We start from the raw sequence: 17,220 nt of genomic DNA, 5'->3' as shown, positions 1-17,220 counted from the left end.
AGGCCATCATGACTGATAAAGATTACGAACAAGAGCTTCCCGACGCTCTGCCACCTGGTTTCCGTTTCGACGAGTTTGAAATTCAGAAAGTGACTGAGTCCACCAACACCAGCGTGGTTTATAAAGCGTGGGATCATCAACTCGAACGACCGGTAACTATCAATGAGTTTATGCCGCGTGCGCTGACCATACGTAGCGACAATATGCAGCTGGTTTTGCGCAATAAACAAGATAGCCTGGCATTCAGCTCGGGTATGAATCGTTTTGTGCAGTCGGCTCGTCAGCTTGCGCAATTCAACCACCCAAACCTGCTTCAGGTTTTAAGCTTCTGGACGCAAAACGAAACCGCTTATGCAGCAACACGTTACTCCAGCGGTATGACGCTTGCCGAACTTCATCAACAACATCCTGAAATCATCAACGATGCCTGGTTACGCAGGATATTGCCGATGCTGTGCGGGGCGCTGGCAACATTGCACGACGAAGGATTTATTCATCGTGATTTGTCCCTGCGCAGTATTCAAATTCAGGACAACGGAGCGCCGCTGCTACTTAATGCAGGTGCTCCACTGCGCGCCAATTCAGAAAACAGCGACGAGATTAAAACGCCGCTTAATCCTGGTTTTGCCCCGCTGGAACAGTACGCTGACGATCTCGAAAACCAACTAGGGCCGTGGACTGATATCTATGCACTCGGCGCCATTCTATATACTTTGATAACAGGCACCTGCCCTCCAGCCAGTGTCACCCGCACGATTCAGGACCCTTGCGTTAAGCTCGCGAAGAATCGCCCTGAAGGCTATTCCCAGAGTTTGTTGCAGGCCGTCGATCACGCCCTGGCGCTAAAACCTGAAGACCGCCCGCAATCTATTGCTGAATTTGCAGCCCTTGCCGAGATTCCGATGAGCGGTATCAATGGCCTCGCATCGCTAAAACAACCAGGGACCATGTTGGTTGCTCTGGAAGATGCAGAGATTACCCCGTTGTCTCCGTTGCGCAAACGCTACAAATTGCCACTACAGATAGCGGCCAGTGTGTTGGTCGGCGTGGCTATAGGTGCGGTTATTTTTGGTGGCCATTTCTCGACAACACCGACTTCCGAGACAGCGAAACTTGAGACACCCGCGGTACAAAAAGTCCAGGCGGTGGCAACTCAAACTGCTCTACCCGCCACTGACGGTATGCTGGCGCGCGTTTATGTCCGCATGAATGACGGTGAAGAGTTGGATGTGAATGGCAAAACAGAAAAAATCACGCCGGGGGCCAATGGTTATGGTTTCCTGCAACTGCCTGCCGGAAAATATCAGATTACCCTGCGTGATAATAACCAGACGCGAAACATGACGTTGTCTGTAGAAAAAGCAGGAACATGGTTGATTAATCCGCAAGGGTAAGAGCCAGTGCCACCGGTAAATTATCTGCTTTCCTTTAATATGCGACATGGCACCTGGTACTGGCCGCAAATTCGTCTAAGGTTTTCATAGGGTTGATCGCTAAAACTTCACGCGATCATGAAAAGGAGAACAATAGATGATAAATCCTGCTTTGCGCCGTCCTCGTAGTTTATTGCTTGCGATTCAAATAGCTATCGGTTGTGCGTTCGTCGCTTTTACCTTGCCCGCTTCGGCGGCTGACGAACAACAACCGCAGCCCCAGCCACCAGATGTGCTCCTTGGCCCGTTATTTACCGATGTCCAGACTGCAAAATTATTCCCTGACCAAAAGACATTTGCAGATGCGGTTCCTAATAACGATCCGTTAATGATCCTTGCGGACTACCGCATGCAGCGCAATCAATCTGGCTTCGATTTACGTCATTTTGTGAATGTGAACTTCACCTTGCCGCGCGAGGGTGAAAAATATGTTCCACCTGAAGGACAGACGCTGCGTGAACATATCGATAGCCTGTGGCCGGTGCTAACGCGCACCACAGATAGCGTTGATAAATGGGACTCGTTGCTGCCGCTACCTAAGCCGTATGTCGTACCCGGTGGGCGTTTCCGCGAAGTTTATTATTGGGACAGCTATTTCACCATGCTTGGGCTTGCAGAAAGCGGTCACTGGGACAAAGTGCAGGATATGGTGGACAACTTTGCCCATGAAATTGATGCCTGGGGGCATATTCCCAATGGCAACCGCAGTTATTATCTAAGCCGTTCGCAACCACCGTTCTTTGCCTTTATGGTCAAACTGTTGGCCAGCCATAATGGTGATGAAACCTACATCACTTACCTGCCGCAATTGAAAAAAGAGTACGCCTACTGGATGCAGGGCAGCGATACGCTGCAAGCGGGTTCTGAAAACCTGCGCGTGGTGAAACTTAAAGATGGTTCAGTCCTGAACCGCTATTGGGATGACAGAGATACGCCACGTACAGAATCTTATCTGGATGATGTGACTACCGCGAAGAACAACCCGAATCGCCCGGCAACAGAAATCTATCGTGATTTGCGTGCCGCTGCCGACTCGGGCTGGGATTTCAGCTCTCGCTGGATGGATAACCCAGAACAACTTGGTTCGATTCGCACCACCTCAATCGTGCCGGTGGATTTAAACGCCCTGTTATTCCAGATGGAAAAAACGCTGGCGCACGCCAGCACTGTAGCGAAAGACACCAGTGCAGCAACGCAATACCAGCAACTGGCAGATGCTCGCCAGAAAGCTATGGAAGCGCATTTGTGGAATAGCAAACAGGGCTGGTATGCCGATTACGATCTCAAAAATAATGCTGTTCGTTCTCAGTTGACCGCCGCCGCACTGTTCCCGCTTTATGTGCATGCGGCCTCGAAAGAGCGCGCGGACAAAATGGCAACCATCACCCGTGCGCAACTGCTGAAAGCCGGTGGGCTTGCGACAACCAATCTGAAAACGGGCCAGCAGTGGGATGCCCCAAATGGCTGGGCTCCCTTGCAATGGGTAGCCACCGAAGGGCTGCAGAACTATGGGCATAAAGATTTAGCCATGGAAGTCACCTGGCGCTTCCTCACCAATGTGCAGCATACCTACAACCGCGAACAGAAACTGGTTGAAAAGTATGATGTATCCAGCACGGGTACGGGCGGTGGTGGCGGAGAATATCCTCTCCAGGATGGTTTTGGCTGGACCAACGGCGTGACGCTGAAAATGCTCGATTTGTTATGCGGTAAAGAGAAGCCCTGCGATTCCACACCGGATAAATTGCCTTCAGCAACACCGGGGCCTGTGACTGAAACTACGAAACCTACTGCGGCCTCAACCCAGTAACGTCGTTCCAACGGCCTCACTCCCTCCTTCTCCTTCTCTCAAGGAGAAGGAGTAAAAATTCTCCCACCACCGATTCCCCTTAGACCCTCTCCCATGGAAAGGGTCGTACTCCTCTGTAAAAACACCAATATTTTCATGGGTTTTAATTCTCTACCTGCCAATATTTGCACTTGCTTACACAAACAATAACAATAATAATTCGCATTCCTATTCGTTATAAGATCGCCTGAATTTATACCAACCTCTCCGACACAGATCGGCCCTTCAGGTGATAACAAAAAGACATTCTCGGGAAAATAATAAAATGAAACTGGCATTTACCGTAAAGCGTTCCGCTTTACTCTGCGCGCTTGCTCTTGCTGCTCCAACCTACGCGATGGCGGAAGATACCGTTATTGTGACCGACACACTGACAGAAACCTCCACCAGCCCAACTCAGGGTTACAGCGCGACGGTTAGTCGTGGTGCTACTAAAACTGATGAGCCGTTAATCACTACCGGTCAGTCGGTGTCTGTCGTGACTCGTCAACAAATTGATGATCAGGGTGCATTATCTGTAAACAGCGCGCTCAACTACACACCGGGTGCTTTCACTGGTTTTGCTGGTGGTGCAACTCGTTATGACACTGTCGCACTGCGCGGTTTCCACGGCGGTGATGTGAATAACATCTTCCTTGATGGCTTGCGCCTGATGAGTGACGGCGGCAGCTACAACGTGGTGCAGGTTGATCCATGGTTCCTTGAGCGTATTGACGTTATCAAAGGGCCTTCTTCAGCTCTTTACGGACAAACCATTCCTGGCGGACTGGTAATGGAGACCTCAAAGCGACCGCAGTTCATTGAGGAAGGCCACGTTCGCGCCATGTACGGTAACAACAATACCACCGGCACCGCATTCGACTATACCAATGCGATTAACGATGAATGGGCCTGGCGCCTCATCGGTATGACAAAAAATAGTGATACCCAGTATGAGAAAACCCGTGAAGAACGCTATGCCATCTCCCCGTCTGTGTTATGGCAGCCGAGCGAAAATACCTCATTGGTGATGCGTGCATACCTGGAAAAAGATCCTTCAGGTGGCTTCCACGGATCGGTTCCGGCAGATGGTAGTCTCTATTCGTCTACTGGCCGTAAACTCAGCACCGGCTTCTCTGATGTAGAACCGGGCAATGACGAATTCAAACGCCACCAGCAGATTTACAGTTACGAGTTCGCTCATAGCTTTAATGACACTTGGGCGTTCCGCTCCAACGCCAGCTACACCCACTCAAACGTGGGCCTCAAGCAGGCTTACCAGATTGGCTGGGCAGATGCCGCGCACGACGAATTGATGCGTTATTACAGCGGTGAAACCTCGTCTCTCGACGCTTACGCCATCGATAACCAACTGGAAGCAGATTTCGCAACCGGCGAACTGGACCACAAAGTGGTGCTTGGCGGGGAGTTCCATAAATACACCAATAACCTGTCTGACGATTCTGCTTATACCACCAACCTAAACCCATGGACGGGCGAGTCCGGTGGACCTGGCGGTTTCTACTATTACGATCCGCGTGACCCGACTTACTCCACTATCAACCAGGGTCTGTTGACCAAAGCAGGTAAGCGTCAGTACGAACAAACCGGCGTCTATTTACAAGATGATATGAAGTGGAATCAGTGGCATATGACACTCTCTGGTCGTTACGACCATATGGTGACCAAAAGCCATATCGTGGCTGAAGCCATTGACAGTGACGTGACAGATAACCGCACCGATGATCATTTCAGCGGACGTGCCTCCCTGCTGTATGCGTTCAACAACGGGGTTTCTCCTTACGTCAGTTACAGCCAGGCAATTACACCGCAGGTTCTGCCTGATGCTGAAGGCAAATTGCTGAAGCCGACCACTGCCGAGCAGTACGAAGCGGGTGTGAAATATCAGCCAGCTGGCACAGTAGATATGTATACCGTTGCGCTGTACGACCTGACACAAAAAGATGTCGGTAACCGTGTAGTTCAGGGCAGCTATTTTGAGCCAGCAGGTAAAGTTCATTCGCAGGGCGTTGAGCTGGAAGCGCGTTCGCAGTGGAATCAGCGTTTCTCAACCATCGCTGGTTACACGTACAACAAAGTACGCTTTAAAGATGCAATCGACGGTAACGACGGCAACACGCCGTATGTGACGCCTGACCAAATGGCAAGCTTGTGGGGAATGTTCAAAGCCGACTTAGGTATCAGTCTGGGTGCTGGTGTACGCTACATTGGCAAGCAATGGGCAGATAACGAGAATACCCTGCGTGTACCTTCTGTCACTCTGCTTGATGCGATGGTACGTGCCGATATGGGTGCGTGGACGCCATCTTTGAAAGGGGCTTTCGTACAAGTTAATGCCACCAACCTGACAGGCCGTGATTACGTTGCGGGCTGTTACGGTACCGGCTATTGCTACTGGGGTGCAGAGCGTTCTGTTATTGCAACCGTGGGATATGATTTTTAAGTTTTGTTAACTCCAGTGTCGGATGTCGCTTCGCTAATCCGACCTGCGAAACATAGATACGGCCCCGTTTGGGGCCGTTTTTCTATGGCTGACGTGTTATCGCGACCTCACCTGCGAGCGGTGAAGCTGGCTTTCCCTGCTGCTGTTCCAGTGCGATTTGTGCCAATGGCGTATCAGCTTCATAGCGCGCACGGGCATCGAGGCTTTTCTCGTATTTATTGTATTTCCACCAGGCGTAACCGAGGAAGACAACCAGCCCACCAACGTTATAAAACATGATGGTCATAATGCTGGCACCGGTCGGGAATGTGGATGCAATAAACCCGACGGTGAAAATGACTATCAACAAGCTAACAATGGTGATCCCCTGCATCCGTGTGCCCATACGGAAATCACGATTGACCTCATCGTATTTCATACGCAGGTTCAGGTAGGCAAGCATGATAAACAGCGGCGGTAACATTGACGCGGCAGCGGTCATGTTAATAAGCGTGTTCATCAACTCCTGTACGCTACCCGAACCCACGGTTGGGATAAGCATCAATGGGATAACAATCAGGAATTGAATCCACGCTGCACGAGTCGGTACGCCATGCTGGTTAAGACGCACGGTTTTCTCACCAAAAATACCTTTTGGAATTTCGGTAAAGAAGATTTTCACAGGAGCAGCAGTCCACATCAGCAGTGAGCCAAACATCGCAGTAAAGGAGACAATCCCGACAAAGCGGTTCATCAGCGACGTTGGCAAGCCAAAGTGATTCGCCAGCCCTTCAAATACCTGCACCGTACCGCCGGTGTAATGCAAATCAGCTTTATGAACAAAGACGTTAATCAGCAGTGAGGAGACGGTATAAAGGCCACCGATGAATAAACCAGACAAAATGATCACTTTAACAAAGGCTTTGCTGCCGCCTTTTACGTCATTGACGTACACCGCAACCGACTCAGCACCACCTGCGGCCTGGAAAATCCACGCGATAATACCGAGGAATGCCCAGCTAAACTGCGGTGTAATCGCCTGCACGTTGATTGGGTCAGCCGGTTCGACGCCACCAATCACGGCAGCCCCTGCAAGAATGATGTAGGAGAACGTAAGGAGAAGCATCAGCGTGGAGGTCACTGAGGTCATCGGCCCCAACAATTTTGCCCCGTGGTTTGAAATCCAGGTGGAGAAAGCAAACAGGCAAATGCTGATTATTGCCGTCGTTATCGGCGTGAAAATATAGTCATAGCCAAGGAACGCATATGAGGCGTAGGCAATAACTCGCGGTAGTAACGAGGTAAAGAAAAACAGGTTAACAAACCAGTAGGTGTAGGCGGTGATAAATGCCCAGCGGCCACCTAACGCACTCTTCACCCAGGCATAAACTCCCGCTTCGGAATTACGGTTCAGAGAGACGAATTCCGCGATGATTAAACAGAACGGAATAAAATAAATGAGTGTCGCCACCAGGAAAACCGGTGCCGATGCTATACCTAACTGAATATTGTTATTAATGACGTTATTGAAGCTAAACACCGCCGCAAATGTCATCGCTAATAACCCGAACTTGCCAATAGTATTTCTGTTTGTTGAAGCCATACGAACTCCACACTGTAGGGTAAATTTTAATAATTTTTTCGTAGGTCGGATAGCGCCTGCGCCATCCGACACCAGTCAGGCGTTTAACACCCTATTTATTTAGAAAATACGTTTCTTCAATCGTGACTTTTAAAATCACTTTTTTGACGTCTTTCCCCTGCGAAAACCGGTGTGCTTCGTGGTTTTCACAGATGATGACGTTTCCGGCGTTAAGCTGATGTTTAACACCCTGCCCACGCAAAAACTCACGGTCAGTTTCATCGCTGTAAGCAATTTCTGGGGTTAACTCGTTTTTCGCTGCAACCTCAACGGTTTCTTGTCCCGCAAGGTAATAATGAACATCGAAATAACGGCGATTCCCTTCGAATAAATCCATGTTATTTACTGGGCCTTCTGCAAGGCGATAAACCAAAGAATCACCAATTGAATAAAAAATATTAGGTTGAATATTTTCGAGGTTATTAATAGCTTCGATACAACGCTGCCATTTTTTCCCCGCACGATAAATCTGCTTAAAATCTTCTAAGGTATTTAAAATAATCATTACGTTTGCCCTATCAAGAAAGTGCGCGGTTGGTTTGCGGTTGGAAATCGTATTTCGCGAGATCAACCGTCTCCACCTGCGCTTTACTGAACGGCACCATAGTGAAACCGTAGTGGAATGGTTTGAGGTAAACGCGGAATGAATCCAGCACTTCGGAACCCCATGAGTTGGAGCCAAGTCCGAGGATTTGATCATCGAGGTTTAATGTCAGGTAATCGCCCTTTTCCAGCTCATTAATGTGCTGCGCCTGTTGCAACATTTCTGCGCTATATGGCCATAGGCTGAAGTTAATCGGCTTAGATGGCTGGATGAAAATACCGTTACCCTTTTCATCTTCAACACTCAACCAACGCACATCCTGGCGGTTGCCGTTATCCTGTGGGAACGGGTAGTTTTCAAAAAGGCTTTCTACCGGCTGGCGGTAATGGCCAATCAGATTGCTTTGGCAGCTGTCAGCATAGTTTTCACCTGGCCCACGGCCATAATACTCAACCTGTTTAAAGCGTGTGCTGATGCCGAAATCGAGGCCAATTTTTGGAACAATGGCCTGATAGTTTCCATATGGTGTACCTGACAAATCCAGGCTGACATGGCCTGCCGGAGTTATGCGCCACTGATAAGTACAGCGCATACCGAAATCAAACACTGGTGGTGCAATCGTGCTGGTAACCTCAACAACCGTATCTTCACCTTGCGAGAAATGACGCATGGTGCGGAAATTATGCTGCATCAGGTGCACGTGATACGGCTGCCACAAACCCTCAAATTCCTGCTTGTGGTTATCGATAGTCGGTTTAAAGAAGGTTAGATGCGGCGCGCGCCCAACAATTTCCTCACCGTCTACCAACCATGAAACCAACTCACCACTCAGGCGGCAGAAAGTCAGAGAAAATTGATTGCCGCTGATAACCAGGCTGTTTTGCTGCGTTTCACAGCGTAATGCGCTGTGCTGATTGAGTGGCAATAGCTCACGAGAAACCGCCTGCTGGCGCAAGATCTGGAACTGACCAAGCGAGTGCATCGCATCACTCCAGCTTGTCGCACTGCGCTTAACAACTTCAACATTGATAAACACTTCACCTGCTGGCACCACAGGTGCAGCCAATTGCAGCTCTTCGGCTTCACCTGGCAGCAAGTGTGGCAGTGACAATGTTTGCTGTGCGATGGTTTTACCATCGACCTGATATGCGACCTTGAACTCGATGTCACCAAGTGTGCTGAACCAGTAGCGGTTCTCCACCAGCAACACATCACACTGTTGCGTCGGGCGAATATTGACCGGGCAAAGCACCTGCTTGTACTCACGCAAGCCTGGGCCTGGACGTTGATCCGGATAGATAAGCCCATCCATGCAGAAGTTATAGTTGTTTGGGTAGTCGCCGTAATCACCGCCATACTGATAGCGCTCACGCCCCTGCTCGTCATGCACCAGTAAACCATGGTCGCACCACTCCCAGACGTAATGCCCTTGCAAACTTTTATGCTGATTAAATACGGCCTGGTATTGCGCTAACCCGCCAGGCCCGTTGCCCATTGCATGGGCGTATTCGCAGATAATGCGTGGTTTAGGATGAGGGTATTCACCAAAGGCATTCATCATTGAGACGCGTGAATACATAGTGCTGATCACGTCCACGACTTCGGCGTCACGATCTTCTTCGTAATGCACCAGACGGGTGGGATCAAGTTGCTTACAGCGTGCTGCCATCGCACGTATATTGCAGCCGTAGCCTGACTCGTTACCCAGGGACCAGATGATGACAGAAGGATGGTTTTTCTGCGCCAGAACGTGGCGTTCTATACGCTCGACGTAGGCTTGTTCCCACGTTGGATCGTCAGTGATGCGGCTAATATTGCCGACGTTTGCAAAACCGTGACTCTCGACATCAGTTTCCGCCATCACAAACAGGCCGTACTGGTCGCACAATGCATAGAAACGCGGGTCGTTCGGGTAATGGGCCGTACGTACTGAGTTGATGTTGTGTTGCTTCATCAGGACGATGTCACGCTCAACACGCGCCATATCGACTGCACGGCCTTTCTGGCAATCGTGATCGTGGCGGTTCACACCATGCAATTTCAGGTAACGACCATTAACGTAAAATAGGCCGTCGCGCACTTTGATGTCGCGGAACCCGACTTGCTGCGGCACTACTTCGATGATTTCACCGTGGTTATTGCGCAGCGTCAGCAGCAGTAAATAAAGATTGGGGTGCTCAGCATTCCACTGCTTCGGTTGTTTTACCGGTATCAGGAACTGACAGGTGGCACTGTTCTGTACGCTAAGTGCATCAAGGATTTGCTCAGCGATACATTTTTCACCATCAAACAATTGCGCATGCAGTTGCAAACCCGCGACAGGTGCGGCCGATATATTGTTTAAGTCGCACGATACCTGGAGCTCAGCATCACAGTAGTTTTCATCAAATTCCGTCACCACGGTTAAGTCATGTACATGAACTTTCGGCTGACCAATAAGATAAACATCACGGAAAATACCCGCCATCCACCACATATCCTGATCTTCAATATAGGTGGAGTCAGCCCATTGCATCACCCTCACGCTCAGCAAGTTTTCTCCGGCCTTCACATACGGGCTGAGATCAAACTCGGCGCTCAGACGGCTGCCTTTGCTAAAGCCTACATAGTGGCCATTTACATAAACTTCAAAGTAGGTTTCTACGCCGTCGAATTTAATAATGACCTGGCGTTGTAACCAGTCTGACGGTAGCGAAAACTGGCGCTGATAGGCACCGGTTGGGTTGTTGGTCGGAACAAAAGGCACATCAATAGGGAAAGGATAACCTTCATCGGTATATTGCAGTTTACCGTGGCCTTCCATTTGCCACATTCCCGGAACAGTGATTTCACCCCATTCAGCCATAGGCTGGTGGTAAAACTCGGCCGGTACTTTTTGCGGATGGTCGAAATAGTTAAACGCCCATTTTCCGCTTAGCAATGAAAAGCCCAGGCTTTGCTCGCGGTTTAGCTCTTTTGCCTTTTCAACACTGTCATAACCGTGGAACCAGGCGCGCGGTGGCAGTCGGTTCTCAGATTGTTTTTCTATGTTTTCCCAATTGTTCACGCCAACATCCTCATTACGTGGGTATGGGCAAACAATAGTAAATATTTAGTAAAACTAAAAATTAAAGTTTACTAAATGCCGCGGCGATCACAATAAATCAACACGCGGTATAAAACAAAAAGCCCTGCTGATGTAAGAAACCAGCAGGGCTTATGGGATGAGTTGTTGATTTTATTCAGATGTTGTCGAGTCACGCAATTGCAAAGAGCTGGGGACAAATACCGATAGCGGGATGGTGCGATCGTCACGCAGCCGTTCCATCAGCAGGTTAACGCCCTGCGCACCGATGGTTTCAGAGTGAATTCTTACCGTTGAAAGCGCCGGGTAAACAAAGCGCGCGGTAGGGATATCGTTGACGCTTATCAGAGCCAGTTGCTCTGGTACTTTAATACCGTGTTCATGCAGAGCGCGTAGAACACCAATCGCAATAGAGTCGGTCGCCACAAACAAGGCTGGTGGGTAATCGCTTGATGATGCAAGCATTTTCATCGCGCACTGGTATCCGGCCTGGCTACTAAAGTCCCCATAGTAAACATCCTGCGGCTGAACAACTTTTTTACTACGCCCATAATCAACAAACGCCTGTTCGCGCTGATCGGCATATTCCGGGTCATCCCGGCCACCGATAAAGCCGATACGCAGGTAACCACGTGAAATAAAGAAGTCGATCACCTTCTGGCTGATTTTCGCTAAATCAACGCTTACGCAGTCAAACCGTGGATCGTTAGTTACCCCATCGAGATACACCAACGGCAAATCCTGCTGCTCCAGCACCGCCTGTGTTGCAGGCTGGGGTTTACCAATTACCAGTAAACCGTCGGCTGCCACCAAGGGGCGATCGCCTTTGAAGTCGTAACAGGAAACCAGCGTAATACCCAGTTTTTCGCATTGAGTTTCAATGCCATAACGCATAGCCAGGTAATAGGGATCGTTGATTTCCAGCTCTTGCCCATGAGTATAAAGAGCCGCAAAGGTAAGACGCTGACCGGCCTGACGTTTGGCACTGGGGACTTTGTATTCCAGCCGCTCTGCCGCTTCGAGAATTTTCTGACGGGTCTGACTCTTCACGCTCAGTGTGGGATCGTCATTCAGGACCCGTGAAACCGTAGCCACAGATACCTGAGCCGCATGAGCGATTTCCTTCAATGTAGCCATAAGATCCCAATAATCAAGAGGTGAAAACAATAGCTTAATGGCATTGCGACTACGTGTATAGCCCTACTCGCATTGTGATCCACTTATCGCTTTACCGATTTAAGTATATATTTTAGTAAATATTTAACTAGTATGAGCGGCATTCCACGGATCGATAACCGCAATAACAACAAGGAGTGGATTGTATGGTTAAGATTTTATCTATGGCACCGCTGCTAACACTGTTCGCACCCGCAGGGGGATTGCTGGCAGCAGAAAGCGTTGTTCCGGCAGCACGCCAGACTCCGCAACCACCTTCGCTTACAGCAGATACTAGTAACACCGCCTTTCGTTTTTATGGCGAGATGGGCCTGGGTGGCAGCGTTTACCTTAACGGCGACGACAAGCATAAATACAGCGACGGGACTTATATCGAAGGCGGCCTTGAGGTCAAACACGGTAACTGGTTTGGTCTGCTATATGGGGAAGGCTGGACGGTTCAGGCAGACAATAATGGTAATGCCTGGGTTCCCGATCACAGCTGGGGCGGTTTTGAAGGTGGGATTAACCGTTTTTATGGCGGCTATCGTACCGATAAAGGCACCGAGTTTATTTTAAGTGCCCGTAACGATTCATCGCTGGACGATTTGCAATGGTGGGGAGATTTCACGCCGGAGTATGGCTATGTCATCCCCAATACCCGTGATTTAACCTACGCCGCTAAGATACAAAACCTGACTGGGAAGCTACGTTACAGTGTCACAGCAGCTCCAGAGAGCCGTGTCGACGAGAGCAAAGCGTGGTTGCACTTCGGTAAATATGACCGCTATTCAGATAAATATACCTATCAGGCGATGATCAACGGCTACCTCCAGTACGACATTCTTGATGATTTAACCATGTTGAGCGGGTTGGAAGTGACCGACGGCACCGGGCTGATGTATCTGCTGGGTTTACAGGGTAAACACCTCGCAGGACGAGTCTGGCACCATACCGGCAAAGGCGATGGTTATAACCCTGGTAGTGAGAGCGGGATGATGATCAGCGGCATGGTTGAACCTGCTAAAGGACTTTATCTTTCAACCGCCTGGAGCTACGCGCAGCATCTGTTAGATAACGCCGAAGACCAGACCACCTCTTACGCACAGTTTGGTATCTGGTACGAATACTTTGGTGGAAAACTCGCCACTGCACTCGACAGCCGTTTTTATCTTCATAACGACACCACGAACGCCAGCAATTCGATATTCGTGATGCAATATTTCTACTGGTAAGGATACTTCATGAAAACAATTTTCCGTCTTGCCCCGCTCGCGATGCTGCTTGTGCTCGCGGGTTGCCATTCAACAAAGCACGACACCACCACGTTAATGGCCAATGATTTCCAGAACGTTATCGATCGCACCGGTGCACCACACGCGATGCTTGATTACGATTTCGACGAACATCAACGATTTAATCCGCTTTTTGATGATGGTGCCTGGCATGGGCATTTGCTGCCAGCAAGTAGCGAAGGAATGGGTGGTTTCCCAGGCCCTGCTTTGCTGACCGAAGAGTACATCAACTTTATGGCGAATAATTTCGACCGCCTGAGCGTGTACCAGAATGGTAAAAAAATCGCATTTACAATGAAGGCATACAGCATTCCTGGGGCATTGATACAGACACTCACCTCCCCTGGTGTCACTGTGAAAATGACGTTGCGCTTTGTGACATCACGCACCTCCTTGCTGGAAACAGAAATCACCACTGACGCACCGCTGGAGCTAGTTTGGGATGGCGAATTACTGGAGAAGTCTCATCTTCAGGAGCAAAAACCTCAGTCTGATGAAACCATTGAGCAGGCGTTTCCGGGCTACACCCGCACGCTACATGCCACATCAGATGGTCTGAATGTCACTTTTGGCAAAGTGCGTGCCGACTCAAACCTGATGACATCTGGCCAATCACAGTACCAAATCCATAAAACGCTGCCGATGCGCACCCAAATTGACGGCCACCGCTTTATTGCAAAAGCCAATATTGAAAGCTCGACCACCCTCTACACCACTTATTCTCATTTATTGACGGCTACTGAAGTACAAAAAGAACAAAGTAAAATCGCTGATATTCTCAAGCATCCTCAAACCTACCAGACAGCATCCGAGCAGCGCTGGGAAGGTTATTTGAAATCCGGGCTAAAAAACCCTGCCGCGACGGCGGCACAAACCCGTGTGGCAGTAAAAGCTATCGAAACGCTGAATGGAAACTGGCGTGGCGTGGCAGGTGCGATGAAATTTGACTCCGTCACACCTTCTGTAACTGGACGCTGGTTTTCCGGTAACCAAACCTGGCCGTGGGATACCTGGAAGCAGGCTTACGCTATGGCACATTTTAATCCTGACGTGGCAAAAGATAACATTCGCGCAGTCTTCGCCTGGCAGATTCCAACCGATGACCCATTACGCCCATGGGATGCAGGCTTTGTTCCAGATTTGATTGCCTATAACACCAGCCCAGAACGTGGCGGTGATGGTAGCAACTGGAATGAACGCAATACCAAGCCAAGCCTTGCCGCCTGGTCTGTGATGGAAGTCTACAAAGCCACGGGGGATAAAGCCTGGCTTGAGGAAATGTATCCGCATCTGGTGGCTTATCATGACTGGTGGTTACGTAACCGTGACCACAACAGAAATGGTGTACCTGAGTATGGTGCCACTCGTGACAAAGCCCACAACACCGCAAAGGGTGAAATGATCTTTACCGTCAAACGCGGCAGCAAAGAGCAAAAAATGGTAGGGCTTGAGAACTACAACCAAGTTTTGCGTAGCGGGAAATATGACAGCATTGATATTCCGGCTCAGGTTGCTGCTTCGTGGGAGTCCGGGCGTGATGACGCTGCCGTATTTGGCTTTATCGACCCTGACCAACTGCAACGTTATCTGGATAAAGGCGGCAAACGCGAAGACTGGCAGGTGCTGTTTGCTGAAAACCGCGACTCAAGTGGGCGCCTTGTCGGTTTTTCACTTTTGCAGGAGTCAGTTGACCAGGCCAGTTACATGTACAGCGACAGCAGTTATCTGGCTGAAATGGCGAAAATTCTCGGCAAACCGCAAGATGAACAACACTTTAGCCAGCACGCTAAGAAACTGGCCAGCTATATCAACACCTGTATGTTTGACGATGCCACGGGCTTCTATTACGACATTCGGATTGAAGATAAACCTTTGGCCAATGGCTGTGCCGGCAAACCAATCGTTGCGCGGGGCAAGGGACCGGAAGGATGGTCACCGTTATTTAATGGTGCTGCAACTCAATCCCATGCTGATGCCGTCGTGAAGGTCATGAAAGATCCAAAAGAGTTTAATACTTACGTGCCACTCGGGACCGCGGCACTGACGAATCCGGCATTTGGCGCTGATATTTATTGGCGTGGACGAGTGTGGGTGGATCAATTCTACTTTGGGCTAAAAGGAATGGAACGGTATGGCTATCGCGCCGATGCCGTGGAGATGGCTAATCGTTTCTTTGCCCACGCCAATGGCCTGATGAGCGATGGTCCTATTCGCGAGAACTATAATCCGCTTAATGGCGCGCAACAGGGGGCACCGAATTTCTCCTGGAGCGCCGCACATCTCTACATGCTGTATAACGATTTCTTCACGCAAAAGTAGCAAACGTAAAACGGCCCCAAATGGGGCCGTTACAAAATAGGTAAAGACCTATCCTCTAAATAATTGGAGTTGCATCAAGGCGGCAAACTCAGGAATCCCCAGGAGCTTACTGGGGTGAGTGAGTGCAGCCAACGCCGAGACGACTTCAAGTATGACGAGGATAGTTAGCGACGAACCATACGGTAAATAACCAAAACAATAATCGCACCTGCTACTGCGACAAGGAAACTTGGCAAGTTAAAGCCCGTGACGCTGCCGCCGATATGAAGAAATGTTGCAATCCATCCACCAACGACAGCACCAATAATCCCTAAAATACAGGTCAGGATAAACCCGCCGCCGTCTTTACCAGGCATAATTAATTTTGCGATAACACCAGCTATCAAACCGAAAATAATCCAGGCCAGAATACCCATGTTGAACATCCTCTTCATTATTGTGTGTGGTAACAAGCCAGAATCCACATCAGTTTCGTCGCGGGTTCTGTCTGTCGGTACGCTAAGTATAATCAAATGTTAGAAAAATGTGATTAGCATCACTAAGTTATTGAATTTATCCGCATCGCGCCTTGAGATTTATCTTAAGTTTTTTACATTATTGCCGATAAGATTGCTTACCGCTTTCAAAAAACCACAACATGGACCTGGCCTTGAGTAACTATAACGAGCAGTTTCTGAAACAAAGTCCTCTGGCAGTATTAGGCGTGTTACGTGATCTCCATAAAAACCAAGTCCCGGTTCGTCTGAGTTGGCCATCGGGGCAATTTATCAGCAAAATCCTTGAGGTTACGGCGACTGGTTTGATCGTGGATTTTGGAAGCCAGGGGCATGAAAATCAGGCGGCGCAAAAAGCGACCAACATACAGTTCATTGCTGAGACGGAAGGAGCAAAGGTAGAATTTATAATGCCTAAGATGCAGGTAATAAGTTACCTGAACTTACCGGCATTCCACGCCCCGCTACCTCCCGCTTTGTGGTTCGTACAACGCCGGGAATACTTTCGCATCAGTGCCCCACTTCAGCCCTATTACCTCTGCAATACCACGCTCTCTAATGGCTCGCCATTCCAGTTCAGGCTATGTGATTTGTCATTAGGGGGAATGGGCGCACTGGTTGATGGGCCTCTGCCGGAAGGGCTGAGCGCCGGAATGCGTTTCTCACAGGTGGAAATAGATTTAGTGCAGTGGGGTAAATTTCACTTTGATATGCAGCTGATAACGCTTTCGGAACGAAAAGTCATCGACGGTAAAAATCAGACCATCAGCACCCCTCGCCTGAGTTTCCGCTTCCTGAATGTGAACCCGGCCGTTGAGCGCGAACTACAGCGCATTATTTTTTCGCTGGAACGATCGGCGCGTGAAAAAGCAGAACGAGTGAAGTAAACAGTTTAAGACAGACACTAAAAAATTCGAGTTGCATAAAGGCGAAAGGCCGCAAACCCCAGACGCATAGAAAACGATATGACTGGGATGTGCGGTTGTGCTTTAAAAATGACTTG

At 49.4% G+C, this 17,220-nt stretch carries 11 protein-coding genes; 6 read left to right on the top strand and 5 right to left on the bottom strand.

The genetic code is table 11. The annotated features are described in order from the left end of the window. Positions 1-8 precede the first annotated feature (8 nt). The 3 genes from EDF88_RS00405 (at position 9) to EDF88_RS00395 (ending at position 5,725) form a co-directional block, all read left to right on the top strand. Positions 9-1,394 carry a protein kinase gene (locus EDF88_RS00405; protein ID WP_134182140.1) on the top strand — a complete coding sequence of 462 codons (1,386 nt, stop codon included), beginning with the start codon at positions 9-11 and terminating at the stop codon, positions 1,392-1,394. Positions 1,395-1,530: 136 nt separating this feature from the next. Continuing rightward, positions 1,531-3,243, top strand: a complete 1,713-nt coding sequence (locus tag EDF88_RS00400) for an alpha,alpha-trehalase (RefSeq protein WP_134182138.1) — start codon at positions 1,531-1,533, stop codon at positions 3,241-3,243. Positions 3,244-3,547: 304 nt separating this feature from the next. Then, positions 3,548-5,725, top strand: coding sequence for a TonB-dependent siderophore receptor (locus tag EDF88_RS00395; protein ID WP_134182136.1), 2,178 nt, complete (start codon positions 3,548-3,550; stop codon positions 5,723-5,725). Positions 5,726-5,807: 82 nt separating this feature from the next. Here the strand turns inward: EDF88_RS00395 and EDF88_RS00390 are convergent, their stop codons facing one another. The 4 genes from EDF88_RS00390 to ebgR all read right to left on the bottom strand — a co-directional run bounded on the left by EDF88_RS00390 (position 5,808) and on the right by ebgR (position 12,091). Beyond that, the gene (locus tag EDF88_RS00390; protein WP_134182134.1) at positions 5,808-7,307 is read right to left on the bottom strand and encodes an amino acid permease; all 1,500 of its coding nucleotides are present in this window, start codon (positions 7,305-7,307) and stop codon (positions 5,808-5,810) included. A 91-nt stretch (positions 7,308-7,398) separates the two neighbouring features. After that, on the bottom strand, positions 7,399-7,851 hold the full coding sequence (locus EDF88_RS00385) for a beta-galactosidase subunit beta (RefSeq protein WP_134182132.1): 453 nt from the start codon (positions 7,849-7,851) through the stop codon (positions 7,399-7,401). Positions 7,852-7,864: 13 nt separating this feature from the next. Further along, positions 7,865-10,936, bottom strand: coding sequence for a beta-galactosidase subunit alpha (ebgA, locus tag EDF88_RS00380; RefSeq protein ID WP_134182130.1), 3,072 nt, complete (start codon positions 10,934-10,936; stop codon positions 7,865-7,867). A 171-nt stretch (positions 10,937-11,107) separates the two neighbouring features. Then, positions 11,108-12,091, bottom strand: a complete 984-nt coding sequence (gene ebgR, locus EDF88_RS00375) for a transcriptional regulator EbgR (protein ID WP_134182128.1) — start codon at positions 12,089-12,091, stop codon at positions 11,108-11,110. Between the two features lie 185 nt (positions 12,092-12,276). Between ebgR and ygjJ the strand changes: the two genes are divergently transcribed. Further along, a complete protein-coding gene (gene ygjJ / locus EDF88_RS00370) occupies positions 12,277-13,344 on the top strand; it encodes a protein YgjJ (protein WP_134182127.1) in 1,068 nt (355 codons plus the stop codon). A 9-nt stretch (positions 13,345-13,353) separates the two neighbouring features. Beyond that, complete coding sequence (gene ygjK, locus EDF88_RS00365; protein ID WP_134182125.1) at positions 13,354-15,723, top strand: alpha-glucosidase; 2,370 nt, start codon at positions 13,354-13,356, stop codon at positions 15,721-15,723. Between the two features lie 164 nt (positions 15,724-15,887). Here ygjK and EDF88_RS00360 read toward each other — a convergent pair whose 3' ends face one another. Further along, positions 15,888-16,139 (bottom strand): GlsB/YeaQ/YmgE family stress response membrane protein, encoded by a 252-nt coding sequence (locus EDF88_RS00360; protein ID WP_064511831.1) that lies wholly within the window; start codon positions 16,137-16,139, stop codon positions 15,888-15,890. A gap of 233 nt (positions 16,140-16,372) precedes the next feature. On the opposite strand from EDF88_RS00360, the gene EDF88_RS00355 reads away from it, so the two are divergent. Beyond that, a complete protein-coding gene (locus tag EDF88_RS00355) occupies positions 16,373-17,104 on the top strand; it encodes a flagellar brake protein (RefSeq protein ID WP_134182123.1) in 732 nt (243 codons plus the stop codon). The last annotated feature ends 116 nt before the right edge of the window (positions 17,105-17,220 follow it).

Source organism: Buttiauxella sp. BIGb0552 (assembly GCF_004366275.1).
Lineage (GTDB): Bacteria > Pseudomonadota > Gammaproteobacteria > Enterobacterales > Enterobacteriaceae > Buttiauxella > Buttiauxella gaviniae.
Note: the sequence above shows the minus strand (reverse complement) of the source record. Positions and strands in the feature narration are given on the sequence as shown.

Excerpts from the sequence above, each read along its gene's own strand:
- EDF88_RS00405 (WP_134182140.1), top strand. The coding sequence starts at position 9 with ATGACTGATAAAGATTACGAACAAGAGCTTCCCGACGCTCTGCCACCT.
- EDF88_RS00400 (WP_134182138.1), top strand. The coding sequence starts at position 1,531 with ATGATAAATCCTGCTTTGCGCCGTCCTCGTAGTTTATTGCTTGCGATT.
- EDF88_RS00395 (WP_134182136.1), top strand. The coding sequence starts at position 3,548 with ATGAAACTGGCATTTACCGTAAAGCGTTCCGCTTTACTCTGCGCGCTT.
- EDF88_RS00390 (WP_134182134.1), bottom strand. The coding sequence starts at position 7,307 with ATGGCTTCAACAAACAGAAATACTATTGGCAAGTTCGGGTTATTAGCG.
- EDF88_RS00385 (WP_134182132.1), bottom strand. The coding sequence starts at position 7,851 with ATGATTATTTTAAATACCTTAGAAGATTTTAAGCAGATTTATCGTGCG.
- ebgR (WP_134182128.1), bottom strand. The coding sequence starts at position 12,091 with ATGGCTACATTGAAGGAAATCGCTCATGCGGCTCAGGTATCTGTGGCT.
- ygjJ (WP_134182127.1), top strand. The coding sequence starts at position 12,277 with ATGGTTAAGATTTTATCTATGGCACCGCTGCTAACACTGTTCGCACCC.
- ygjK (WP_134182125.1), top strand. The coding sequence starts at position 13,354 with ATGAAAACAATTTTCCGTCTTGCCCCGCTCGCGATGCTGCTTGTGCTC.
- EDF88_RS00360 (WP_064511831.1), bottom strand. The coding sequence starts at position 16,139 with ATGGGTATTCTGGCCTGGATTATTTTCGGTTTGATAGCTGGTGTTATC.